Raw genomic sequence first — 23,307 nt, 5'->3', positions numbered from 1 at the left:
GGCTGCCTGACGAGTGGGACTACCGGCCGCCGGCGGCGGGGGCGAGTTGGAAGGTGGCCGGGCGTTCGACGGTCTGCATGGCCGTGCCGGCGGCGGCCAGCTTGATCGCCGCGTTGTACACCGCGCCCTGGCTGGCTTTCCTCGCGCCGCTGCCGGCGTTCGCGGCGTCGATGAGCTTGCACAGCTCACTGGTCTTGTACTGCCGGTCGGGGTGGGCTTCGAGGATGTCCAGTACCGCACCCCGCAGGGAGCCCTTCACCCGGCGGCTGTTCCCCGTCGCGGCTGCCTGCCCCTGCGGGTCGGAGTTCGACTCGCCCCCTGCCTCGGCCTCGGTCTCGGCGTCGTCGGGCGCGGCGTCGGACTGCTGACGGTCGTGGCCCGCCTCTCCCGAGGACGGCTGCTCGTCGCCGCTACTGGAAGACGTGACTGTGTCCAGGGGCGCAGGTGCGCCGCCGGTGGAAGCCAGGGCGGGGGACGCACTGTCCGTGTCCCGGGCTGCCGGTACAGGGGGTTCGCCGTCCCGTTCAGGCCTGTCGACGGTGCTGGGGGGATCGGTCGGGGTGGCGGTGTCCGAGGTGGCGACAGCGGTCCCGCCGGGTGGCGTGTCAGCCGCCCCCTGGGTGGATGGTGGTGTGGCGGTGGTGGTGCGGCCGGTTTCGGTCAACCGCCACATGGCGCGGTTGTCGTCGCTGCGGAACCGCTCGGCCTGCCCGGTCTTCTCCCAAGCGCGCAGCTTCGCCGTCGCCGTGGAATAGCCGAGCCCGGCGTGCTCGGCCACGGCCGTGGCAGTGGCCTCGCCGAGCTCGCTGAGCGCGGCGAGGACCGTGAACATCGTGTGCGCCGGCACGGGCTGCGTTGCATCCGTCATGGGCACGTCCTTTCTGGTGTGGAGGTCAGCAGTGATCCACGCTTCGACCGCGTCGCTGATCAAGTGCGATGACCAGATCTCGGGACATCCCCTCGAGATTCGCGCCGCGGTCGGTTGTCAGCCGGGGCGTGGCGGGCGTGCGTGGGAAGGAATGAGTGATCGGCCGGCGGGCGGCGGCTGGGTGCGGTCAGAACGAGGACTCGACGTCGGCGGGAGATGCCAGCCAGGGCCGGCTCGCTGCGCTCGGCCGCGGGGACTTGCGCCCCGGTCAGGTGGTGGGCCGGGCAGGCCATGGCGTACTCCGCACGGGGCAGCACGTCTTCGATGCCGACACCGTGGGGGAGGAGGACCTCCTGCCGATGAAGCGGGCTGAAAGAGGAACACGGCGGCCTGTATAGGCCAGGCGGGAGAGGGCGCCCCACGCCTGGGGCGCCCGGCCTGTAGAGCTGTGTGAGGCGGTGCGGCAGCTGGCCGTTGAGGCAGCTGCGGTGCGTCGACAGCCCCAGAGGAAAGCCGGCCCGCCGGGTTGACGCGGCATGGACCGATCGCTGGTGCCCCACAGCTTGGGGTTGGGCCTGCAGCGGATTCCGGTGCGCTCGGCGCCGGGGCGTGGGCGGTGAGGGTTAGAGAGCGACGGCGAGTAGCCGTTGATCGGGGTCGAGGGTGTCGAGGTGGGCCAGGGCCTGCTCGAGGTAGGTGATGCGGTGGGCGAGGGCGTCGCTGGCCGGGGCGAGCTTGCGGCCGTCGGCGGTGAGCATCGCGTCGCCGGCGATGGTGCTGGCGGCGCGGTAATGCTGGTAGGCGATCTGGCCCGCCTGATACATCTCCAGCTCGCCGACGCCGGGCTGGCCGGGGCCGGGAGCGGTGGCGGCGTGCAGGCGCATGGCGTGGACGCGGGGTTGGGCGTGGAAGTCCGCGATCGCCGTGTCGAGGGGGTAGCGGTAGGGGTCGGTGAGGTGGCGGGTTTCGAACACCGGCCACGGGGTGGCGGGTCTCGTGCCGTGCACGACCTGCTGCCAGATCTGGTAGCGGATCCCGGCGCCGACAGCGGCCGCGTGGCGCATCCCGTGCAGGTCGAGCAGCCGCACCGGTCCGCCTGCGCACGGCGCGGGCCTGCCCTTGCGCAGCCCGATCATCTGCTGGCGCTGCCACACGCGCAGCTGCGCGACCGCCCAGAACAGGGGCGCGAGAGCGCCGGTGACACCGAAGTGGGTGTCGAGCTGGGAGCCGCTGAGTGCCTCGGCAGGCAGCGCGTCAGGCAGGCAGATGACCATCGTGGCGATGGTCGGGGCCGGCGTGACAGGTGGCCGCGCGTTGGTGGCGGCCCGGGTAGGAACCGGGCGGGGCGCGGGCACGGGCGCCGCCTTCACCGAGACCGGTCGTACCTGGATGGCTGGCACACGGCTGCCGTGGCGGGTCAGCGGGGTGCCGTTGACAGTGGACATACGGCTGTCCTCCTTCGATGGGTGCGCGGGCGCGCAGGAATGACCGGCCCACCGGGTGCGCGGGTCGGATCAAGGCGGAAGCGAAGAGGTGGTGCGGGTGGCTGGTGCGACCTCGAGGGGCCGCCGCGCGGGCCGCGTGCCGACCGGCCGAAGCGGGTGGGCGTCGCGTACCGCTGTTGTGCGGCGGGGGATCCCTGAGGTGGGACCGAACCGGGGTGCAGCGATATCTGGGGTGTGGTGTTGCCGGAAAGGTAGCGGCTGCCACTCACAGCGCATCCCAGCGGCAACAGCGGCAGGAAAGGCGGTTGACCTGCACCGTGAGAGATCAACAGCCGCTGTCTGGCGGGTGAGGCGGTTCGCGCTGTGAGTGGTCGATCCACTCACAGCCGATCTTGCGGTGTGACAGTCAGCAAGGAACTGGGGGTGCGGCAGGGCCGCGACCTGCGCTGTGAGCGGGGGACCTGGGTGTCAGGGGCCGCCGTCGGGATCGGTGTAGCGGTGGGGGTTCGTGGCGGTGTTGCGGGGGCCGTGGTCGGAGGGCAGTTCGTGCAGCCACCGACGTGAGCCGGGCTCGGCGGCGAGGGTCCAGGCGGGGCCGGCGGGGTGCTCGTCGTGCAGGCCGGTGACCACGGGCATGACCGTGGGCACGCCGGCGAGGGCGTCGAGGAGGTGGGCTTCGCGGCGCCGGGTCGGCACCCGTAGAAGGACGGGGTAGCGGGGGCCGAATTCGGCGAGGCGTTCGTAGCCGCGCAGCTTGCGCAGCACCCTGGCGAGGGGTTCGGTGCCGTTGTCGTGCTCGAGGAAGAACCCGACGGTGCGGCCGGCCGCGGACCAGATGCCGTGGCCGTCGGGGCGGATACCGGCGAGGGTGTACGCAGTGGTGGCGTGCTGCTCGGACCACCACCGTGCCAGTTTCGCGCTGGGGTCGGTGCGGGTGTAGGCGTGCAGGTCGATGAAGAGCTGGTTGGTGCCGAGCAGGTGCCGCAGGCGGGGGCTGCCGATGATGCGTTCGGTGCGTTCGATGCTGGAGCGCGGCGGCCGGGCATCAGGGTGTTCCGGGTCGCTGTAGGTGGTGGGGTGCACCAGCATGCCGAGGGGGCCGAGCGTGTGGAGGTGTTGGCCGTCGCCGGTGGTGATGTCGACGAAGCGGTGCACGGCGTCGATGCGGTGCAGGGCGGCCAGGCGCAGCCGTGCGGAGCGCGGCGACGGGAACAGGGCCGTGGCGATCTGGGCGGTGGACAGCACGTAGTGCTCGGCGAGCCAGGCTAGAAGTTGACGGTCGCGCAGGGTCAGCCGACGCAGGTGGGCCAGCCGCTGAAGTTTGCTGGAGGGGGAGCGGGCCGGGCGGGACTCGGGGTTGGTGGATTCGCGGGACACGAGGGATCTCCTCAGGGAGTAGACGAAGAGAGACTCCCTCCCATGGGGAGGGAGTCTGGAAATGTCACCGCCGTTCAGCGGAGGTCCTCACGGGCGGTGTGCTGCGCTGACAGCCGGACACGGCCGCGGAGCCGGTCGGGAGGTCGTGAGAGGTGGTGAAGGCGCGGTGAAGCCGCAGAGGAAGGCGTCATGGAAAGCCCACGCAGGCCGCCGGATCAGCCCCCGCCGCCCTGACGGCGACGGTGTCGGCCACACGGTGGTTGGCAGTCAGGCGGGGCGGGGATGGCGGCTGCTCCGCCTGGCGTGGCCACTGTCCGCTCCGGTGGGCCGGTCGCTCTTGTCTGGGCGGGAGAACCGGTCGACGAGGGCGTCGATGGCGCTGGTGTCCTGGGGTTTGATGGCTTCGGCGGCGGTCTGCCGGATCGCGGTCGCTTCCCCGACCACCGGTTTCGGCGGGCGCGTCTTCATGGTGAATGCCGGTGTCTGGCGGCCGTCGGCGAGGAGACGCGTCGCGGTGGTGTAGGCGTCGAGGTGGGTCAGGTCGTGCTCGTCGAGCTCGGGCAGGGTGTGGCGGGCGAGGACGCGGGCGTCCTCGGGCGCGCACGTGAAGTAGACCTTGTTGCGGGCGTTTGCCGAGGCGGCGGCGAGGAGGTCCTTCGGGAACTGGGCGAGGTCCTGATGGCTGAGGACGAGGGACAGCCGGTACTTGCGGGCCTCGGCGAGCATCGTGTCGAGGCTGTTGGCGAGAGTGAGGAAGTTCTGCGCCTCGTCGATGATCAACGTGGCGTCCCGGCGTTTGTCGGGGGCGATGCGCGCGCGGGCGGTGGCGGCCTGCCACACCTGCGCCAGGACCAGGGAGCCGAGCAGCTTGCTGGTGTCCTCCCCCAGCTGACCTTTCGGGATGCGCACGAGCAGCGCGCCGCCGTCGAGGACCTCGCCCATGTCGAAGCTTGAGCGCGGGTAGCGCATGGTGCGCTTGACGAAGTCGCGCAGGAGGAACGCGCGGAGGCGGGCGAGGACGGGGCCGATGACCTGCGAGCGCAGAGCGGGGTTGAGTTCGTCGTACCACTGCCAGAACCCGGACAGGCCGGCCGGGTCGTCCAGGTCGACGGTCATCGCCGACCGGAACTGCGCCGAGTTCAACAAGGGCGGGATGTGCTGCAGGGTGACGTTGGCGTGACGCAACAACGTGAGACAAGCGACCCGCATGACGTCGTCCATCCGGGGGCCCCACGCTTTGGCGAAGATGTTCCCGAAGATCGACACCAGGTTGTCCACGACCAGGTCGGGGTCATCCCCCGCGAGAGGGTTGATGGTCGGCGGATTCGGCTGGTCCGGGTCGAAGATGACGAGACGGTCGGCGACAGAGGCAGGAAGCCGGTCGAGGATGTCCAGGACCAAGTCGCCGTGCGGGTCGATGACGACAGTGCCGCGGCCGGCGGTGATGTCATCGACCGCCATGTTGACCAGCAGCGTCGTCTTCCCGCTGCCGGTGGATCCGATCACGTGCAGGTGATACCTCGCATCCGGCACGGACAGGGCCACGCCGTGGCCGCCGACCTCGGCGCTGCCGAGCACCTTGGCGCCGCGCCCGCCGGTCGGCACGGCGACCGGTGCGGGCATGGACTTCGCCCGCGCACGGTCCAAACCGGGGACGGCCAGATCTTGGGGCAGCGCGGCGAGCGCGGCCAGCTCGGGCGTGGAGGTGAGGAACCCGGCGCCGAGGCGCCGCCGCGCGAGGACCGCGGCGGCGGCGGGCATCCGGGCCCGTGGAGTAAGGCGATTGCGGCCCGAGTACACGGCGAACGATGAGGCGATGGTGTCGGCGATGCCCCTCAACCGTGGCCGCTGGTCGGTGCCGGCGCGTCGACTGTCCTTGCCGACGGCGTATCGGATGGCGGTCTCCCACAGTGGGTGGGAGGTCTTGTCGAGGATGGCGCGCACGTCGCGTTCCACTCCCGGCTCGCGGCGGCTCGTCGGCCACGGTCGACGGGCGGTGGAGGCGCGGCCGGGTAGGAATGCCTCGACGAGCCACAGCAGCGGCGTGGCCGGGTTGACGGCGGGTACGGCAGTCTTGCCGTCGCGCAGCCTGCCGGCGGCGCGTCGGGCGCGCAAGCCGCGGCGGGGTGCGGCGGGGCGGGCGAGGACCTGCACGCAGGCATGCTCGTCGGCCCGCAGTTGGGAGCCGGCGGACATCAGCGCGCGCAGCGGGTCGTTGTCGTGGTCGATGCGCAGGGGCAGCCATTCGGCGGTGGTGGGCAGCAGATATCCGCCCACCACCGTTGGCACGTCGAGCGGGATGGGCGGGGCAGGGGTGTCGACGGTGGTGCAGGCGGCGCCGGGCCATGCGGCACGGACGGCGGCTTCGACCGCGCCGGGCGGGACGGTGCCGGGCACCCACACACCGATGAGCAGTCGCCGACCGGTCCAGGTGTATTGCCAGGCGACGTGGGGGCTGCCGTAGAGCCACCGGAGGCGCCGGGATGGGGTGAGGGTGCCGGCGAGGTTGGCCCACAGCGCGGACGCGCTGTGAGGGTCGACCTCAGGTGGTGGGGCGATCGTGACGAGGCGGGCGCCGTGGGCGTGCCGGTGGTGCCGCCACAGTTGCAGGAGGTTGCGGCCGGCGATGTAGGCGACAAGCGCGGCTGCGGCGACGGCGAGCAGCCAGGGCCGCTGCGCCGCCCAGCCGGCGGCGTCGAGCAGCCACCGCGCCGGCCCTGTCGGGGGCGGGAGGACGTCAGTGCCCGGCGCGGACGGGCTGGGCATTGGCGTAGGTGAGAGCAGGTGCCTGATGAGGGGTGGTGTCACAGGTCGTCTCCTTCGTCGTCGACGTCGGCCACCTCGCCCGGCGTCGTGGTGCATAGCAGGTGCTCCGCGTGGGAGGCGATGGCTTCGAAGCTGGTCCGGTTGGTGCCGGAGATGAGCAGGCCGGTCCCGACGCGGGCGGCGATGAGTAGGCGGCGTTCGCCGGCGGTGAGCCGGAAGGCGTCGCCGATGGCGTCGATGGCTTGCGGGGCTTGTTTGAGCAGGATTTGGGTGGCGGCGTTGGCGACGACGGCTTGGCCGAGGTCGGTGCCGAGGAGGTCGGCGACGTCCTGGGTGATGACGGTCAGGCCAGCGTTTCGTTTGCGGGCGGCCTTGGACATGCGGAACAGGAACCGGGCGCCTTCACCGTCGCGCATCAGCAGCCACGCCTCGTCCACAACGGCGAGCCGCCGCGCGGCCATACGGCCGGGAGCGTCGACCTGCCGCCAGATCGCGTCGAGGGCGAGGAGGGTGCCGACGCCGCGGAGCTCCTCGGGCAGGTGCCGCAGCGACCACACCACGAGGTGCCCGTCGAGACGGGTAGTGGTGGGCCCGTCGAACAGGTCCGAGAAGGAACCCTCAACCCAGGGGGCGAGACGGGCGGCGAGCTGCCGGGCGGCGGGGTCGGTGTCGGCGTGCAGGCAGTCGGCGAGGTCCCGCAGGAGTGGGGCGGGCCGGTGGTGGGTGGCCGGGTCCGGGGTGATCCCCGCGGCCCGGTAGACGGCGAGGATCGCCCGGTCCAGGGCGGCCCGTTCCGCCGGCGGTGCCTGCTGCCCGAGCAGCACGCTGATGAGGGTGTGCAGGAACAGGCCGCGCCGGGTGAGCACGTCAGGGCGGGAGTCACCTGCCGGCAGGTCGAGGGGGTTGACCTTCACGCCGGCGGCGCCGAGCCGGACGACGGCTCCGCCGACTGCGTCGGCCAACCGGAGGTATTCGTCTTCGGGGTCGATGACGGCGACCTGCACCTGCTGGTAGAGGTTGCGCAGGATCTCCAGCTTCACGAAGTACGACTTCCCGGCTCCGGAGCGGGCCAGGACCACGCTGTTGTGGTTCTCCTGGACCCAGCGGTCCCACCACACAATCCCGCTCGAATCGGGGTTGACGCCGTAGAGCACCCCACCGTCGGCGGGCGGGTCGCCGGGCAGCGGCGCGGGCAGATCTGCGCTGGCGAGGGGGAACGCGGCGGCGAGGGCGGCGGTGTCCATGGTGCGGCGCACCTGCAGCGAATCCGTCGCCAGGGGCAGGGTGGTCGTCCAGCCGGCCAGGTGCCGCCACGTGGCGGGCTGCACCTCGATCAACGTCGAGGCGGCGGCGGCCTTCACCTGCGCGCACGCCTCGAGGAGCTCGTCTTCGGTACGGGCGTGCACGGTCAGGTAGAGGCCGACGCGGAACAGCTTCGCCGCACCACGCGCCAACCGCTGGGCAAGGTCCGCGGCGTCGTCGGCGGCGGCCTCCACGGAGGGGTCGGGCAACTTGCCCCGCTCCGCGTCCGCCCGCCGGGACGACTCGAAGCGGGCCCGCTGGTTGCGGAGCCGGGCTGCGGCGATCGGGGCGGGCAGCGGGTCGATGTGCAGGGCAAGGTCGAGCCGGCCGGGCCAGGACAGGAGGGGTTCGAGCCAGGCGGGGCCGACCTCGGCCGGGTAGCCGGTCACCACGAGGGTGGCGGCGTAGCCGTCCCCGACGCGCAGGAACCGCGGGGTGACCTCGACGGCGGCGGGGGCGACGGTGGCCGCCAGCCCGTCCGGCTGGCAGCCACCGTCGGCAGGCTGGGATCGATGGCGCAGCTTCATGTAGGTCGGCTCCTTCCGTGCTGATGAGGCGCGGTTGAGGTGATGACGGTGTCGGGGGCCGCGAGGCCGCCGGGACGGGGCGGCCGGTAAGGGTCGGCGGCTGCGGCGAGCGCCGCGGTGGCCGCCGGCCCGTCGAGGGCGCGGGTGGTGACGCCCAGGCCGGACAGAGCGCGGACCGTGTCGTCGGCGCGCCGTCGAGCCGCGTGCTCGCCGCGCTCACCGGCGCTCGTGCGGGTGACGATGAGGACCTGCCGGCGCAGCGGATCCTTGCGCGCTGCGAGGTCGTCGAGGAAGCGGGCGTGGTCGCTGGCCGCGTCGGTCAGCGCCGGGTGCGGCAGCCGCATGGCGGCTTGGGCGAGGATTCGGGCGGCCGAGTGCAGGTCGACCGGCTGCGCCGATACCACGATTTGCGTCGGGGTCGACAGGCTGTTGAGCCAGCGGCCGAAGGTGTCGACCAGGGCAGCGTGCTCATCGCCGGTGCGCAGCGCGAGGTTGACGTTCGTCGTAGCGACCATTGCCGCTCGTGCGGCGCCGAGTCGGATTTCCCCTCCGTCGTCGATGGCGTCGGCGGGCAGCTTCAGCGGCGCTGGCAGCATCACCTTCGTCGTCGGCGCCTGTACCCAGTCCGGTGTCTTCGACGTGGTGTCCGTTGTCGAGAGCGCGCGGGGAGCCCGCGCGTGACGGACGGCGGCGAGCAGCCACACGTCCAGCGGCAGGCCGTCGCGGCGGCCGACAGCGACGCCGAAGACGAGGCCGCCGATGACGACGGCGGCGCCGACGAGCACCGGCGCGGGCACGACCTGATGCAGGGCCCGCCAGGCGCCGTAGAAGGCCAGGGCGGCGACGGCGAGGATGGCCAGCTGCCGGAACGTCAGCCCGTAGAGGACCTTGTCGGGGGCGTCGACGTCGCCGGGCATCCGCGCCCGCCCCGCCTCGCTGGAGTCGTGGGCGCTCATCGGCCCACCGCCTTCACCGCCCGGCCGAGGCCGGGGACCGAGCGGGTGACCTGCTGCACGACGATCACCCGCACCGCCGCGCCGAGCATGTTCACTCCGCGGCCGCTGCCGCCTGTGGCCACGTAACGGCGCATGAGGGTGGGCACCCGCAGCGCCGTCCACAGCATGACGATTACGACGAACAAATTGACCACTCCGCCGGGTTCGACCGGCAGGCCGAGCATGGGCAACAGGTGCTGCGGGTCGGTGAGCATCCACTGCCCGGCGTAGAGGGTGAAGCCCTGCACCACGGGCACCGCGAGGACACCGGTGTAGGAGCGCCACCACAGGCGCGCCAGCGGGTCGGTGTGTGGCAGCGCGTGACAGGCCAGGGCGAGGGGCGCGGCGGCGGTGAGGACGAGCACGACGGTGAAACGGACGATCACGCTGAACGCGGTGCCGGCGAGCAGGACGGCGATGATCGCCACGCAGATCACGAACAGCAGCAGCGCCGTCTTGTCCTGCCCGGCGGCGATGTGCGTCTTGATCGCCCGCAGGGCCCCGTCGCTGTCCCCCACCGGCGTGGTGAGCGCGCTGGTCAGGGCGTTGGCCAGGTCGATGAGCATGCCGCACCACAGCTGTGAGAAGTGCGCGGTGACGAACCCGACGATCAGCCGGGGGATGAGGTCCTTGGCGGTGTAGCGGGTGGTCTCACTGCCGCCGGCGGTCATGGTGAGCACGCCGGCGGTGACAAACGCGAGGACGAAGACGGTGTCGACGACGAGGACGGAACGGCCGGTCAGCGCCTGCACCTGAGGCAAGGCCGTGACGTCCGGGGTGACCAGCAGCACGCCGGTGATCACCTCGAACAGCGCGTCCAACGTCGCGAGGATCGCCGCCGCCGCCAGCCAGTCCAGGATCTGGTCGAGCAGCCAACCCATGTCAGCCTCCGACGATTCCGCGGACGACCTGCAGCAGGATCGGCGCGAGAACGGCGAGGCCGTAACCGATCAAGGCGTTCTTCAACGCGGCCTTGGCCCGCTCGACCTGGGCGGGGTCGCCGCCGGCAGTGGCCCAATAGACCCCGGCGAGGACAAGGAACAGAGTGGCGAGCGCGGCGAGGATGCCCATCACCCAGGTCTGCAGGTTGCCGATCACGACCGGCAGCGGATACGGACCACCGTCCTTGGGGTCCGCGGGGGCGGCGTGCGCGGCGGTCGGCGCCAACAACAACACCATCACGCCGGTGACGGCGGCGCGGCGGACGGTACGGGAGCGGGTGAGGGCACGAAGACGTGCCGGAATGCGGAACATGACTCTTTCACCTCCGGCCCCGCCGACGCCCGGGGGCGCGGCGGGGTGCTAGCGGATGGTCACGGAAGACCGCCGCCGGGCCCGCCGGGCGGAACGCGCCACGAACCAGACCGTCCCCGGGAGGAGCTCTTCCTCCCTTGTCGGGTAGCGGTGTGTTCGATGAGGTGTCAGCGCACCAAGCACTGCGCGGCACCCGAGGCGGCCGGCACGGCGGGCGGCCCAACCGGGTGCGGACCCGGCGGCGGCGGGCGGGATTCTCGCCACCTTGGGGGTGCGACGAGAAGTCCCGCACCCCCAAACCGGCGGTTGTGTGCTGTGGCGAACGCCCCCGGTTCTCACCGCCACTCACAGCGGCACACAGCACCTCACAACAGCTCGCGCCGATTGGGCTCCGCCTCGGGCCGGTGTGAGGGCGGATGTCGGCCAAGGGCGACTGAGGTGCGACACCTGGTCGAGTCGTGACGGTGTCAGGCGCGGCTGTCAGACACGAAGCATCACGGACAGCGTGCCCGAGTCAGCGAGTGGCGTCGATGACGCGGAGCGGAACCTTTGACAATCGCCGCCGATGTCGCCGCTGCTCCTGTCATCCTGCCGCTGACATGACATTCGGTCGCGGTGTCCCGACCGGCTCTGTGGCGTCCTGGTGGCGCTGACATCGATGCCGCCCGCGCGAGATTCGGCACTGGTGACATCGTCGCCGTCGACCGATGTCACAGGTGCCGGGATGTGAGTCGTTGTGAGCGGCCGTGAGTGGCTGTGAGTGCCACCTCCGACCGATGGCATCGCCGTAGTGCTTCGTCCGGTGTCGACGGCGTTGCCGTCTGCGACCGGTGGCATCAGCGCCTGGCCTGTGTCACAGCCCAGCTCAACGACACTGACAAATCCGAACGTCAACGACATAAGTCGATGTCACAGGTTGCCTGTCAGGGGTGGTGTCACGAGTGCCGGCGCCGCACCGCAGGGCCGTGGCCTGCGCTGCGAGGGGTTGTGTGACGGCCGTGGCCCAATCGATGCCGCCGCGCCGCCATGGCATCGCGGCCTTGCCAATCGACGGTCATCTCTGACAGGGGGAGTTGTGACATGAGCGTGTCCGCCACCGACTGGCCAACCTCGCCTCTCGCGGCCGCCGACGCCGCTTTCACCGCGCTGACCGGCGAGCCAGCACCTCTGACGCTCGACCTAGACACCTGCGGCGTGCCCACCGCAGATGGGTCGGGTGTCATGACACTGCCGGCGCTGCGCGACTGGCTCCTGCGTCACCCTCAGGCATACGCGCTACGTGACAGCGTGTGGCGGGAGCTGGTGCGCCATGCCCGCCTGGACGGGCCGGCGTGGGTGATCGCCGCAGTCGGGATGGCCATGCCCGCCCTGCGCCGCTACGCCGGCCAGTTGTGCGCCGGCTACGACGGCGACCCCGACGACATCGACGCCGAGATCCTCACCGGATTCCTCACCGCCCTGCGCGACCGCGTCGACCTGACCCAGGACGCCCCGTACGCGGCGCTGTGCCGGGCTGCCTGGCGCGCCGGGCACCGGCTACGCCTGCAGACCGGCGAGTACACCTCAATCGCCGACGTCGACCACCTGCCCGGCCCCCGCACCCCCAAGGTGCCCTACGGACACCCCGACGTGCTCGTGCGCCGCGCCGTCGGCCTGGGCATCCTCGACCCGGAAGACGAACAGCCCTACATCGACGTGCGGCTCGGGCGGCGGGCGATCGAGCCGATCGCCGCCGCACTCGGCATCACCGTCGACGCCCTACGCATGCGTCTGGGCCGCATCGACACCCGCATCGCCGACGCACTGCACAGGGGCCTGCTCACCGGCATCACCTCCCCGCACACCGCCGCAACCCTCGCGGCTCAAGCCGAACACCGAACAGCCACTCGCGCCGGCCGGGCCACCACCGGCCGACCACAACCCGTGTCTGAAGCCGCGGCCGCCGCCTGAGGCGCGCACTGCCACGGCCATGCCCGACCGACCCGAACCCGCAACACCCGGCGGCGCCCTCACCACTTCAGGTTGGGGCGCCCCCGCATGTCCCCACCGAGCTGCAGCCGAACGACACACCCGCCTCGCCCAAGCCGGGATGGGCGGGCGCACGCCGCTGGAACCAGGAAATGAGCCGCTCGCGACCCCCTCACCAGTGTTCGTTCTCAGTGAAGCTGATCCGGGCGGAACGCCACCGAGCTGGGCGGATCAGTTCGATTGAGAATGCGGGTGGTCGGCTTTTCTCAGTTGATCTGCTGCGGGGCACGGTTTGCTCGCGGATCTTGCCGATGATGTAGTTGTTCTGGTCTACCGGCCGTGATTCCAACCGTTAATCCGGCGGCGCGCATGGCCCGCGGCCCGTGTGACTTGACCTCAACTTAGGTTGAGGTGATCGACTCGATCGCGACCGAATCGGGCCGAGCGAGAAGAGAGCACACCGTGGGCAGTACGTCAGCCACGACTCCCGTCGAGAAATCCGGCGAGCACGCGGACACCCCGTCGCCGTTGACCCTTCCGGTGGTTTTGGTGGGCGTTGCGCTGGTCGCGATGTCGATCTCGGGTACAGCCGTGGCGTTGCCCAGCATCGGCCGTGATCTCGATGCCTCGGGGTCGCCGCTGAGCTGGGTGGTCGCCGGTTACAACTTGGCTTTCGCGGCGATGACGCTGGTCGCAGGCTCCACCGCCGACCAGGCCGGCAGGCGTCGTGTGTTCATCGTCGCGGCGCTCGTGTTCTCCGCCGGTTTCGCGGTGACCGCGTTCAGCTCGTCGATCCTTCTCACCGACGCCGCGCGGATCGTCTCTGGCGCCGGGGGCGCGGGAATCATGGCGGCCGGTGGGGCGATTCTGGCCTCCGGCTACGACGGCGCGGCGCGAAACCGGGCGTTCGCGCTGATGGGCACGATGGCCGGAGTCGGCATCGCGATCGGTCCGACGCTGTCCGGCCTGCTGATCACCGCGGCCGGATGGCGTGGCAGCTTCGTGGTCTACACCGTCGTCGGCGTGTTGATCACGCTCGGCGCGACCCGCTTGCCGGAGTCGCGCGCCGGCGACACCGGCCGTACGGACTGGGCGGGCAGTCTGCTGTTCATCGGCGCCCTGACCGCGTTGATGTTCGCGATCCTCGAAGGTCCCGCGCTGGGCTGGGCGCATCCGGCGATCCTGCTCACCGGCATCGCCGGCGTCATCGCCCTGACCGCCTTCGTGATGGTGCAGCGGCGCAGCGCTTCACCGGTGCTGGCGCCGTCGTTGGTGGCCAACAAGGGTTTTCTGGGCTGGAGCCTCGCCACGTTGACCACGTCGATCGGGTTCCTCGGCGCACTGGTGTTCCTCCCCACGTTCCTGCAGGCGGCCGGCGGCCTCAGCGCCGCGAGTGCGGGGCTGACGATGCTGCTGCTGACAGCGCCGGTTCTGGTGATGCCGATGGTCGCTGTGACACTGGTCAATCGTGGCGTCCCGGCGCGGTTGCTGATCATGGTCGCGCTGGTACTGGTTGTCGCTGGCAACCTGTGGCTGGTGACGCTGTCGTCCATCGGCGTGGTGGGGGTAGTGCTCATACCGTTGCTGCTGGTCGGCGTCGGTATGGGAGTGTCCTTCGGGATCACCGACGGGCAGGCGATGAGCCTGGTTCCCGCGGACTCCGTGGGCATGGCGGCGGGTTTCCTCAACACGCTCCGCGGTGCCGCCGAGGCACTGGTGATTGCGGCGTTCAGTGCCGCCCTGCTCAGTCTCCTCACTGCCCGGCTCGGGTCCCCGAGCGTCGCGGCGCAGGTCAGCGCGGGTGAACTCAGCGGCGGAGACCCGAGCGCGAAGATCGACGCGTGGACGTGGTCGTGGCAGACGACTCAGCTCGGGGTCGCCGCGCTGTGCCTGGTTCTGTCGATCATCGTGGCTGTCCTGATCTTCACCCCGGCCCGGACCAGCACCCCTGAATGAGGCCGATGAGGATCGACCCGGCGGAGGACCTGACCATCGGTGAGGTCAGCCGTCGCACCGGGGTGTCCGTATCCGCGCTCCACTTCTACGAACGCAAGGGCTGATCCGCTCCGAACGCGACAGCGCGAACAACCGGCGCTACCGGCGGCACATGCTCCGCCGCATCTCGCTAATCGTGGTCGCCAAGCGCCTCGGTACCCCGCTCGCCGACGTGGCAGAGGTTTCGCCACCCTGCCGACCGATCACGCACCCACCCAGCAGGACTGGCAACGCGTCTCGCGCAACTGGAAGCGGCAACTCGAACAGCGCCGCCAGACGATCGAGGCGCTGGAACGCGAGCTCCTGGGCTGCATCGGTTGCGGCTGCCTGTCAATGAAGTCCTGCCTCCTGCTGAACCCCGACGACACCCTTCGAGATCAGGGCCCTGGACCGGTCCGGCTCCAGCAGACCCCCCGCCCCTGACAGCCCTGCCACGAGGTGCCGGCGAGCAAGGCATCGCGCACGGTTACGTCCCCTGGCGCCTCGGCTCCTACGTGCCGTCGGCCTCCTCCCTCGGTTCTTGGTCGACTCCTGTCTTACCTGGAGCCTCGCGCTCATCGATGACCGGGTTCCCCGCACCTGCCCTGAGCTGCCGGATCAGCTTGGAAAAGGCTCAGTCGCGGACGGAGCCGTAGGAGAGCTCGGCTCCGTGTTCGTCGACAAGGTGTTCCCAGATCGCCCACCCGGAGATGGCCAGGTCTTGGGCGAGGAGGTCGTCGATGATGTGGGCGTAGGGGTCGTAGATGCGGTTGCGTCGGGGTGGTGTGCGCCTGAACGACGGCGGGTTCGGATCGGTGGTGAGGGCGAGGAGGACCCCCGAGGCTAAAGATCAAGTTAGGAATCGATGCCGCCTACCAGCCGCCGCTGTCGTCCCGCCCCAGGCGGTACCTTGGGGTGCCACTGGACGTGAGGCAACTCGACGTCTTCGCCGCCGGAGACTGGAAATTGACGCCTGGGAGGTACCCGTGTGGTGGCAGCGACGCCCACGACGACGGTGCCAGCTGTGCGGTACACGTATGCCTAACATACCGTCCATCGAGTCCCCCATGCTGACGAGCGACGTTTGCGGCGCCTGCCGGGAACGTCATCACGACCTGCTGGAGCAAGAGCGGCGACGCGCCTACCTGGACTGGCTGCGACGGGCTCCAGTGCTGAATCGGTCGGACATTAGCGGACGTGGCGATACCATCAGCCTCGATGAGGCCACCGAGCTGTGCATGCGCGCGGAGATGGCCGATACGTGGTTCTACCTCGGCGGGCCTTCTTGGAAGATCTTGGCGGGCGGCCACCACCGCGTCCTCAGGAAGCGGCACTACTCGAATGAATGGGAAGGCTGGGTTGAGGCCGGCAGTGTTTACCGAACGCCGGACGGAAACGTGATCTTCGTCTGGCGCTACCTCAACTCGTTTGACGACGGCCGGTAGCCCGGCACGTTACGCGTCAGGTTAGCTGGCAAGACGACACCCGCAATGTGGATCCGGACTTCGCAAGATCACCCGCAAGGTAAATCCGGACACCGCAAGGTTCACTTGGACTGGACACGAGTGCCGCACCCGCGGCAGATTCAATGAGACGCGGACAACCAGCCCGGTACGGCCATACCGCCGCTGACCTGCGATGTGAGCGTCACGACCGCCCCACCGTGAGCGCTTGCGAGCCGCTGTGAGAAGCGGGGGCGTTCGCCAGAGCACACAACCGCCGGTTTGGGGGTGTCAGCGCACTACCCGCGTGGCGCGGAGCCGACATCCAGATGAGCGAGCACACGCCGCAGCACCACCACGAACCCGCCTACCCCGTCGACCCCCATGTCGACCCAACCCTCATCGACCTGGTGGCCGGTGACCCACCGGTCCCGGTCACCGTATGGCGCACCGCCCACACCGACGCCGACACCGGCCGCGCGATCGGCGCCCGGCTGGCCTACCGGCTCGTGGCCGCCTACAGCCGCCCCGGCGACGCGGTCGTCGACCTCACCACAGACCACGCCCTCACCAGCGCCTGCACCACAGGCGGGCGCCGGCACCACCCCGGCTGGTTCACCGACACCTCCAGCCTCATCATCGGCCAGGCGACCCCACCGACCCGCACCGACCCGGCCACCCCGCCCGAAGACGGCGACCTGCCGGACACGGGCGCCTGGTTCGGTGACGACCTCACCGACGCCAACCTGCCCCCGGCCAGCAACCCGGCTGTCCCTGTGCCCAACGGCGCGTCCCTGGCGGAGGCGACCAGCCTGGTCGTGGCCTGCTGGCCCCTCGACACCGCCGACGCGACCAACCGCATCCGACTGGCGTGGCTGCTGACCGCCTGCGCGCGGCTGCTGCGCCCCGGCGGCTGCCTGATCCTCGTCGTCACCGCCCCGACCAGCCCGGCCGCCCCAGAGGACTTCACCCCCGTCGTGCAGGCGGCCGCCGGCATCGGGCTGGGCTACCTGCAGCACATCGTCGCCGTCACCGCCGACGCGTGCGGCGACGCGTTCATCTACCACGTCACCGACGAGGAACTCCTCGCCCTCGCCACGCAGGCCGAGCAGCCGTGGAGGGTGACGCACCTGCGGGTGCACGCGGACCTGCTGGTGTTCAGCGCACAGGCGCCGGCCCCAAAGCGGAACCCGCGCTCTGGGGGCGATCGCCGTGGCTGAGCACATGCCCTTCCCCGCCGACCCGAACCAGCCGGCCATTCCGGCCGAGGACGCCCATCCCGACCGGCACCGCCGCTACGAGGGCCGCCACCGCGACACCGACGGACGCCACCGCACGCCGGGCGGGCCGGAGGGCCTGTCGGTGTGGGCGACCGCCCAGCGCACCGGGCCGGTGCAGCGCCGCGGCCGGTACGTGCCCGAGTCGGTCAAGCACCCAGCCCGGATGCTGCCCGCGATCGCCGCCCACGCCATCGCCGCCTACACCCAGCCCGGGGACCTGGTCCTCGATCCGATGTGCGGGATCGGCACCACCCTTGTCGAAGCGATCCACGCGGGCCGCGACGCGATCGGGGTGGAGTACGAGCCGAAATGGTCGAACATCGCCGACGCCAACATCACCCACGCACAGCAGCAGGGCGCAGGCGGCCGGGCCTCCGTGGTCCGCGGCGACGCCACCCGCCTGCGATCGCTGCTGCCCACCGCCCTCACCGGGAAGATCGCCCTCGTCGTCACCTCACCGCCGTACGGGCCCACCGTTCACGGCCTCGTCCGCCCCGGCGCCGACGGGGTGGCGAAGTTCGACAACGCCTACAACGACGGCACCGACCGCGGGAACCTCGCCTACCGGGACCTCACCGGCCTCACCGACGGGTTCGAGCAGATCCTGTCCGGCTGCGCGACCCTGCTGCGCCCCGGCGGCACCATCGTGGTCACCGCCCGCCCCTGGCGCAAGAACGGCCAGCTCGTCGACCTGCCCAGCGCGGTCATCGCCGCCGGCATCCGCGCGGGCCTCATCCCGACCGAGCGGTGCGTCGCCCTCCTCGCCGCCGTCCGCGACGGGCGGCTCGTCGCCCGCCCGTCGTTCTTCCAACTTCAAGCCGTGCGTAAGGCCCGCACCGCCGGCACCCCACTGCACCTGATCACACACGAAGACGTGTTGATCTTCCGGCGGAGGTCGAGTTGCGCGAGTTCGGTTGAACCCAAGTGCTCGCAAGGCGAATCCGGGTGTCCTGAGGGGACATCATGCCATGCGGACACCGGGGTTCACGGCAACTCAGGGAGGCGGTCCGTGTGAGGGCCGCCGATGAGTTCTCGGGCGTTGGTCGCCCAGCGGATGGCGGTGTCTTCGCTGAATCCGAAGACGGCGGCCAGGTGCAGAGGGTCGGCGCCGGTGAGACGGCTTCCTCGAGTTGCCGGTCGATGCGCAGTCGTTCGAGGGTGCCGGGCAGTCCGCGCAGGTTCAGGATCCAGGTGGCGCTGACCGGCGCGAGGCCCATGGCGGTGGCGGAGCTGACGAGCAAGTGCGGGTTGGCGGTGTTGGGCCAGCGTTCGCGCCGGAAGGTCAGCCAGTCGAGCAGCGCCTGGGAGGTGAGGTTGTCCAGCGGGCGGGGGTTGCCGGCGATGGTGATCCGGCGGCTGGCGAGGTCGACGTCGGTGAGTTGCAGGGCGCGGATGTGTCCTGGTCTGGCGGCGTGGGCGGCGGCCAGCACGACGCAGAGCCGTGCCTGGGCGGTCGTGGCGCCGGTGACGCTGGCGCTGATGTCGTCGGGTTCCAGCAGCGGCCAGATCGGGTCGGGCAGCTTCGGGCCGCGCAGGCCATGGGTGGGGTTCCGGAAGACCAGCTTGTGGGTCTTGGCCCATCTGAACAGGCCGCGCAGGGCGGTCGTCGCCACCTCACGGCGCCGGCCGTGCAGCGTAGCGAGGTAGGTCTTGACGTCCTCGCGGGTGACTTCCCGCAGGTGATCGCGCTGCGGCCAGCTGGCGGCAGCGTCGATCACGGCAGCGACGTATCGGCGGACTGTGCCTCCGTGGCGGGGCTGGCTTCGCGGGCTTCCGTCGCGCAAGGTGCGCGCCCAGCTGCTCAGGTCTCAGCCTGTCCGCCGCCCAGGCCAAAGCACAGCGTCAGCCGTTCAACGATCCGTGGTAAATTCCTCGGGCGACATTGATGCGACATCGGATCGGTGGGGATAGAGGGGGGTGAGGTTGATGACCGCGAAGGCGGCTGCTGCCGCGTGCAGCGCCCGGACCAACCTCGCGTCCCGGGCCTCGGCCTGACCCAGCTGATTTCCCCGTTCGACGGGACGTTCGATCCCGCCCGGGTTACGCCGGTGTCTGTCGGGGCCCCTCTTCCGAAGGGTCTCTTCCGTTGTCATCGCCATCTTCCGCGCCGATCCCGTCCTCGAACGTGCTGCGTTCATACGGCTGGGACGAGGCATACGAACACGCTTTCGCCGAGCACCGGGCCGCCGGCCTGCGGCCCGCCCGCGTCGTGCTGGTCGACCGTGGCCAGGCCACAGTCGTCACCGTCACCGGCCCGGTGCGCGCCACCTGGTCGGCACACGCCGGCCCCTCACCGTCCCCGCTCCCGTGTACCGGGGACTGGGCGGCCGTCACCCCCGCCGCGCAGCCGGAGTTGGCTGCGTTGCTGCCCCGCCGGACCGCCATCGTGCGGTCCACGGCGTCGCGCACCTCCCGCCCGCAGGTCCTTGCCGCGAACGTCGACACAGTCGTCATTGCGGAGTCCGTCGCCACCCCAATCTCCGCCGGCCGGATCGAGCGCATGCTCGCGCTCGCCTGGGACAGCGGGGCGCTCCCGGTCGTCGTCCTGACCAAAGCCGACCTCGCCGAGCGCAACCCCGCCGAGGTACGCGAGGAGGTCGTCGCGCTGGCCCTCGGCGTCGACGTCCTGGTCACAAGCGTCGCCACCGGCGAGGGCCTGGACCTCCTCGCCGCAGTGCTGACCGGGACGATCGTGCTGCTCGGGCCCTCCGGCGCGGGCAAGTCCTCGCTCGGCAACGCCCTGCTCGGCGCCGAGCTGCTGGCCACCGGAGCGGTCCGCGCCGGTGACGGCAAGGGCCGGCACACCAGCGTCCGTCGCGAACTGCTCCCCCTGCCGAACGGCGGCGTGCTCATCGACACCCCCGGCCTGCGCGCGGTTGGCCTGCACGACACCGAAGACGGCATCCAGCAGGTCTTCGCCGAGATCGAGGAACTCGCCCACGACTGCCGGTTCACCGACTGCCGGCACACGAGCGAACCCGGTTGCGCAGTACGTGCGGCGATCGATGCGGGCACTGTGTCGCCGCGTCGGCTGGACAGCTACCGCAAACTCCAGCGCGAATCCGCGTGGGCGGCCTCGCGTGACGACGCACGCCTGCGCGCGGAACGGGAGAACCACCGCAAGGCGGTCACCCGCCACCTCCGCGCAACCTACAGCTTCCGTGAGCAGCAGTCGTGACCGCCCGTCATACCGAGACGCCGACCCCGCCGTACACCTCGACCGAGGAGGCGTCCTTCGCTCGGCACCACGGTGCCGGGTACGTCCTGCGCCCAGTCACCGAATCGCCGAAAACGCACCCCCACGAGGAGTCGTACCCCGCCATGACCATCCGCATCTGGCACACCCGCCCTGAAGCCGGACGGGACGACCACGTCGCGATCCGCCGGATCAACCTGGCCGCGTTCCCCGGCCCGCTCGAGGCCGACCTGGTCGACGCGCTGCGCGAGGACCGGCAGGCGTGGCTGCCATGGTCCTCGTGGCTCGCCGAGGACCCCGACGGCACCCCCGCCGGCTTCGCCCTGCTGACTCGGTGCCACGTGGACGACGTACCGGCCCTGGCCCTCGGTCCCTGCGCGGTGCTGCCCGAACAGCAGCGCACGGGCGCCGGATCAGCGGCGATTCGCGCCGCTCTCGACGCCGCCCGGGCGGCGGGCGAGCACCTCGTCCTCGTTCTCGGTCACGCGCCCTACTACCCCCGGTTCGGCTTCACGCCCACCTCCGGGTACGGAATCCGGCCGCCGTTCGACGTACCAGACGAGAACATGATGGCGCTGGTACTCGACCCCGGTCGCCCTGTCCCGCGCGGAACCATCCGCTACGCGCCGGCCTTCGGCGTCTGATCTGCACCACCTCCGTCAGGTGCGGGGCGGGCCAACTGCCCCGCACCTGACCCGGCCCAATCGGCACAGAGGCTGCGTCCAAACGCCTCCGAGCGAACCGGCGGATCCGCGGCGTGTGGACGCCGAGTCGAGGAACCTACCCCGTGCTATCGGCCCCGGTAAAGCAGTCACCCTCCTTGGACGAGACCCACGAGAAGGCGTTCTTCTGACGTTCTCGTGGGTGCGTCGCCGCGGCGGCGCCCGCGGTGCTCACCACGGCGTACCGAGCGCTCGCTGGAAGCGGACGTCTCCAGGCCCGGCGAGACAGACCTCATTCACGCCGCGGCCGGCGGGGTCGGCGCCATCGCGGCGCAGGTGGCGCGGGCCATCGGCGCCGGGCTGATCGGCGCCCGGGCCGGGCGGACCCATGCGTCCGCCTCGCCGTTCGGCCGTCAGTGTTGCTGTTCCTCGTCGGTCAGGTGGGCGAGAACGACCTCGCTAATGTCGCCGAGCTGCCGGATCTGTTCGGGGGTCAACAGGTCGATGAGGTGGGCGCGCACGCTCTGGAGGTGACAGGGCGCCCTTCTCCAATGCCGCCAGGCCCTCGTCGGTCAGGGTGGCGAGCCAGCCGCGACGGTCGCCCTCGTAGTGCTTCCGACGTACCCAGCCGCTCTCTTCGAGCTTGTTGACGGCTGTGGGATTCGGCTGGGCTTGGAGTACCACCAGTAGATAAGTAGCCGCCGACCGCGCGTCACGCCAACGTCACAGAGGGTCGGTCAGGTCAACATCCGGTCGTGCCAAGAGACGGATGACTGCACCCGTGTCGCGGCATCGAGTTGCGCGGCCTGAAAGGCAAGGAGGTGGTGGCGGCTGTGCACGACCGCCGGTACGGCTGTAGGCGCTCTCGTCGGAGGGTGACTGTTTGGTGCCCGAGCCACCGCGCGCGTCGTGGCCATGAGCGTGCACTGATCCAAGATCGGCGCGCGGTGAGCCAAGCTGTCAGCCCCCAATGGGAGGCTGGTCATCATTGCTGACGCAGAACACGCAACGTACCCGGAGGTTCGTGGAGGTGGCCGAGTGAGCAGCCAAGAGCCGAATGCGGATGACGTGATGACCCTTGCCATGCGAGAGCGTGGCGACTTCGCCGATTTCCTCGGCACGCTGACCCCACAGCAGTGGGAGGCGCCGAGCCTGTGTGATGGCTGGACCGTCCGGGATGTGATCGCTCACGTGATCAGCTACGAGGAACTGGGCTGGGCGGGCACGATCAAGCGTTTCGCCCGTGGCGGGTTCGTTTTCAGCAAGGCCAACGAGATTGGCATACGTGAGTACTCCCGTAGCCCGCAGGAACTGATCGATCTGCTACGTGCCCACCAGCGGCCCAGAGGGGTGACCGCCGCGCGCGGCGGCATGATCGCGCTCGTGGACGGGATGATCCACCAACAGGACATTCGCCGCCCACTCGGCATGCCCCGCGAGATACCCCACGACCGTCTGCGAACCGCGTTGCGGCTAGCGCTGACCGCGCCGCCTATCGGCGCACCCAAACGAGCCCGCGGCCTCACCCTCGTCGCCACCGACCTGGACTGGTCACGCGGCTCCGGCCCCGAAGTACGCGGCCCAGGCGAAGCCCTTCTCATGGCCATCGCCGGACGCGGCCACGCCATCAACGAACTGTCAGGCCCTGGCCAAGCCCTACTCGCCGAGCGAACCTGACAACCACACATCGGCTAGAAGCGGTTAGGCCGTACGGTCGATGCCGGCTCACTGGTAACGGAACGTCACGATGGCCGCCCGCTCGTACCTGTGGGTCTCGCTGAATCCGCTGGCCGGCTTGCGGACGGTTGAAGGCTCGGACGCGCCTCCGCCATCTGCACGACACTGTGCACGTTCAGCTGTACCTGGCTGTGCACATTGACCCGTACGCCGACAGGCCTCGACCTGGCCGTCGAGCTGGTGCTCGGCGGCCAGCTCACCTGGTACGCCGAAACCGACCGACACGCGCGCACCGTCCTCGCCCGCCACTGGCCCGGCGTGCCCAACCTCGGCGACATCCGCACCGTCGACTGGACCCGCATCCCGCCCGTCGACGTCCTCACCGCCGGATTCCCCTGCCAGGAGGCAGATAGAACGACGGCCACGAGGAAGAGCTCACCAACTACGGTGGGTTACGGCGGGCGATCCGGCAACGCCCGGCGGCCAGCTCACCTGGTACGCCGAAACCGACCGACACGCGCGCACCGTCCTCGCCCGCCACTGGCCCGGCGTGCCCAACCTCGGCGACATCCGC

Annotated in this window: 19 protein-coding genes; 11 read left to right on the top strand and 8 right to left on the bottom strand. The window is 70.7% G+C overall.

Annotated features, from left to right (window positions below):
* Window positions 1-19: 19 nt before the first annotated feature.
* The 8 genes from ACFYML_RS31405 to ACFYML_RS31370 form a co-directional block, all read right to left on the bottom strand.
* The gene (locus ACFYML_RS31405) at window positions 20-868 is read right to left on the bottom strand and encodes a MarR family transcriptional regulator (protein WP_387424069.1); all 849 of its coding nucleotides are present in this window, start codon (window positions 866-868) and stop codon (window positions 20-22) included.
* Window positions 869-1,491: 623 nt separating this feature from the next.
* Window positions 1,492-2,313: a hypothetical protein gene (locus ACFYML_RS31400; protein WP_387424067.1), complete on the bottom strand. Its 822-nt coding sequence runs from the start codon at window positions 2,311-2,313 to the stop codon at window positions 1,492-1,494.
* 468 nt (window positions 2,314-2,781) lie between these two features.
* Window positions 2,782-3,690 carry a replication-relaxation family protein gene (locus ACFYML_RS31395; RefSeq protein ID WP_387424066.1) on the bottom strand — a complete coding sequence of 303 codons (909 nt, stop codon included), beginning with the start codon at window positions 3,688-3,690 and terminating at the stop codon, window positions 2,782-2,784.
* Window positions 3,691-3,957: 267 nt separating this feature from the next.
* Window positions 3,958-6,456 carry a type IV secretory system conjugative DNA transfer family protein gene (locus ACFYML_RS31390; protein WP_387424065.1) on the bottom strand — a complete coding sequence of 833 codons (2,499 nt, stop codon included), beginning with the start codon at window positions 6,454-6,456 and terminating at the stop codon, window positions 3,958-3,960.
* 38 nt (window positions 6,457-6,494) lie between these two features.
* The gene (locus tag ACFYML_RS31385) at window positions 6,495-8,285 is read right to left on the bottom strand and encodes a VirB4 family type IV secretion system protein (RefSeq protein ID WP_387424064.1); all 1,791 of its coding nucleotides are present in this window, start codon (window positions 8,283-8,285) and stop codon (window positions 6,495-6,497) included.
* Window positions 8,282-9,241 (bottom strand): PrgI family protein, encoded by a 960-nt coding sequence (locus ACFYML_RS31380; RefSeq protein ID WP_387424063.1) that lies wholly within the window; start codon window positions 9,239-9,241, stop codon window positions 8,282-8,284. The genes ACFYML_RS31385 and ACFYML_RS31380 overlap by 4 nt, the downstream gene beginning before the upstream one ends.
* Window positions 9,238-10,161, bottom strand: coding sequence for a conjugal transfer protein TrbL family protein (locus tag ACFYML_RS31375; RefSeq protein WP_387424062.1), 924 nt, complete (start codon window positions 10,159-10,161; stop codon window positions 9,238-9,240). Before ACFYML_RS31375 ends, ACFYML_RS31380 begins: the two co-directional genes overlap by 4 nt.
* A gap of 1 nt (window position 10,162) precedes the next feature.
* Window positions 10,163-10,534 (bottom strand): pilin, encoded by a 372-nt coding sequence (locus ACFYML_RS31370; RefSeq protein ID WP_387424061.1) that lies wholly within the window; start codon window positions 10,532-10,534, stop codon window positions 10,163-10,165.
* Between the two features lie 1,080 nt (window positions 10,535-11,614).
* Here ACFYML_RS31370 and ACFYML_RS31365 point away from each other — a divergent pair.
* The 11 genes from ACFYML_RS31365 to ACFYML_RS31315 all read left to right on the top strand — a co-directional run.
* On the top strand, window positions 11,615-12,484 hold the full coding sequence (locus tag ACFYML_RS31365; RefSeq protein WP_387424060.1) for a hypothetical protein: 870 nt from the start codon (window positions 11,615-11,617) through the stop codon (window positions 12,482-12,484).
* A 429-nt stretch (window positions 12,485-12,913) separates the two neighbouring features.
* The gene (locus ACFYML_RS31360) at window positions 12,914-14,458 is read left to right on the top strand and encodes an MFS transporter (protein ID WP_387424059.1); all 1,545 of its coding nucleotides are present in this window, start codon (window positions 12,914-12,916) and stop codon (window positions 14,456-14,458) included.
* A 5-nt stretch (window positions 14,459-14,463) separates the two neighbouring features.
* Window positions 14,464-14,562, top strand: a complete 99-nt coding sequence (locus tag ACFYML_RS31355) for a MerR family DNA-binding transcriptional regulator (RefSeq protein WP_387424058.1) — start codon at window positions 14,464-14,466, stop codon at window positions 14,560-14,562.
* 127 nt (window positions 14,563-14,689) lie between these two features.
* Window positions 14,690-14,920: a MerR family DNA-binding protein gene (locus ACFYML_RS31350; protein ID WP_387424096.1), complete on the top strand. Its 231-nt coding sequence runs from the start codon at window positions 14,690-14,692 to the stop codon at window positions 14,918-14,920.
* Between the two features lie 623 nt (window positions 14,921-15,543).
* Complete coding sequence (locus tag ACFYML_RS31345; RefSeq protein ID WP_387424057.1) at window positions 15,544-15,921, top strand: hypothetical protein; 378 nt, start codon at window positions 15,544-15,546, stop codon at window positions 15,919-15,921.
* A gap of 326 nt (window positions 15,922-16,247) precedes the next feature.
* Window positions 16,248-17,138 carry a hypothetical protein gene (locus tag ACFYML_RS31340; protein ID WP_387424056.1) on the top strand — a complete coding sequence of 297 codons (891 nt, stop codon included), beginning with the start codon at window positions 16,248-16,250 and terminating at the stop codon, window positions 17,136-17,138.
* A 4-nt stretch (window positions 17,139-17,142) separates the two neighbouring features.
* A complete protein-coding gene (locus tag ACFYML_RS31335; RefSeq protein ID WP_387424095.1) occupies window positions 17,143-18,213 on the top strand; it encodes a DNA methyltransferase in 1,071 nt (356 codons plus the stop codon).
* 1,110 nt (window positions 18,214-19,323) lie between these two features.
* Window positions 19,324-20,376: a ribosome small subunit-dependent GTPase A gene (gene rsgA, locus ACFYML_RS31330; protein WP_387424055.1), complete on the top strand. Its 1,053-nt coding sequence runs from the start codon at window positions 19,324-19,326 to the stop codon at window positions 20,374-20,376.
* Entirely contained in the window at window positions 20,373-21,038 is a 666-nt protein-coding gene (locus tag ACFYML_RS31325) for a GNAT family N-acetyltransferase (RefSeq protein WP_387424054.1), read from the top strand. The genes rsgA and ACFYML_RS31325 overlap by 4 nt, the downstream gene beginning before the upstream one ends.
* Before the next feature lie 1,056 nt (window positions 21,039-22,094).
* Complete coding sequence (locus tag ACFYML_RS31320; protein ID WP_387424053.1) at window positions 22,095-22,733, top strand: maleylpyruvate isomerase family mycothiol-dependent enzyme; 639 nt, start codon at window positions 22,095-22,097, stop codon at window positions 22,731-22,733.
* A 198-nt stretch (window positions 22,734-22,931) separates the two neighbouring features.
* Window positions 22,932-23,307: DNA cytosine methyltransferase (locus ACFYML_RS31315; RefSeq protein WP_387424094.1), on the top strand; the 376-nt coding region annotated here is incomplete at its 3' end.

It is taken from the genome of Micromonospora sp. NPDC007230 (genome assembly GCF_042869115.1).
Classification (GTDB): domain Bacteria; phylum Actinomycetota; class Actinomycetes; order Mycobacteriales; family Micromonosporaceae; genus Micromonospora.
Note: the sequence above shows the minus strand (reverse complement) of the source record. Positions and strands in the feature narration are given on the sequence as shown.

Coding starts and splice junctions, on each gene's coding strand:
- ACFYML_RS31390 (WP_387424065.1), bottom strand. CDS start 6,456: ATGCCCAGCCCGTCCGCGCCGGGCACTGACGTCCTCCCGCCCCCGACA.
- ACFYML_RS31385 (WP_387424064.1), bottom strand. CDS start 8,285: ATGAAGCTGCGCCATCGATCCCAGCCTGCCGACGGTGGCTGCCAGCCG.
- ACFYML_RS31340 (WP_387424056.1), top strand. CDS start 16,248: ATGAGCGAGCACACGCCGCAGCACCACCACGAACCCGCCTACCCCGTC.
- ACFYML_RS31405 (WP_387424069.1), bottom strand. CDS start 868: ATGACGGATGCAACGCAGCCCGTGCCGGCGCACACGATGTTCACGGTC.
- ACFYML_RS31375 (WP_387424062.1), bottom strand. CDS start 10,161: ATGGGTTGGCTGCTCGACCAGATCCTGGACTGGCTGGCGGCGGCGGCG.
- ACFYML_RS31400 (WP_387424067.1), bottom strand. CDS start 2,313: ATGTCCACTGTCAACGGCACCCCGCTGACCCGCCACGGCAGCCGTGTG.
- ACFYML_RS31345 (WP_387424057.1), top strand. CDS start 15,544: ATGCTGACGAGCGACGTTTGCGGCGCCTGCCGGGAACGTCATCACGAC.
- ACFYML_RS31335 (WP_387424095.1), top strand. CDS start 17,143: ATGCCCTTCCCCGCCGACCCGAACCAGCCGGCCATTCCGGCCGAGGAC.
- ACFYML_RS31365 (WP_387424060.1), top strand. CDS start 11,615: ATGAGCGTGTCCGCCACCGACTGGCCAACCTCGCCTCTCGCGGCCGCC.
- ACFYML_RS31355 (WP_387424058.1), top strand. CDS start 14,464: ATGAGGATCGACCCGGCGGAGGACCTGACCATCGGTGAGGTCAGCCGT.
- ACFYML_RS31380 (WP_387424063.1), bottom strand. CDS start 9,241: ATGAGCGCCCACGACTCCAGCGAGGCGGGGCGGGCGCGGATGCCCGGC.
- ACFYML_RS31370 (WP_387424061.1), bottom strand. CDS start 10,534: ATGTTCCGCATTCCGGCACGTCTTCGTGCCCTCACCCGCTCCCGTACC.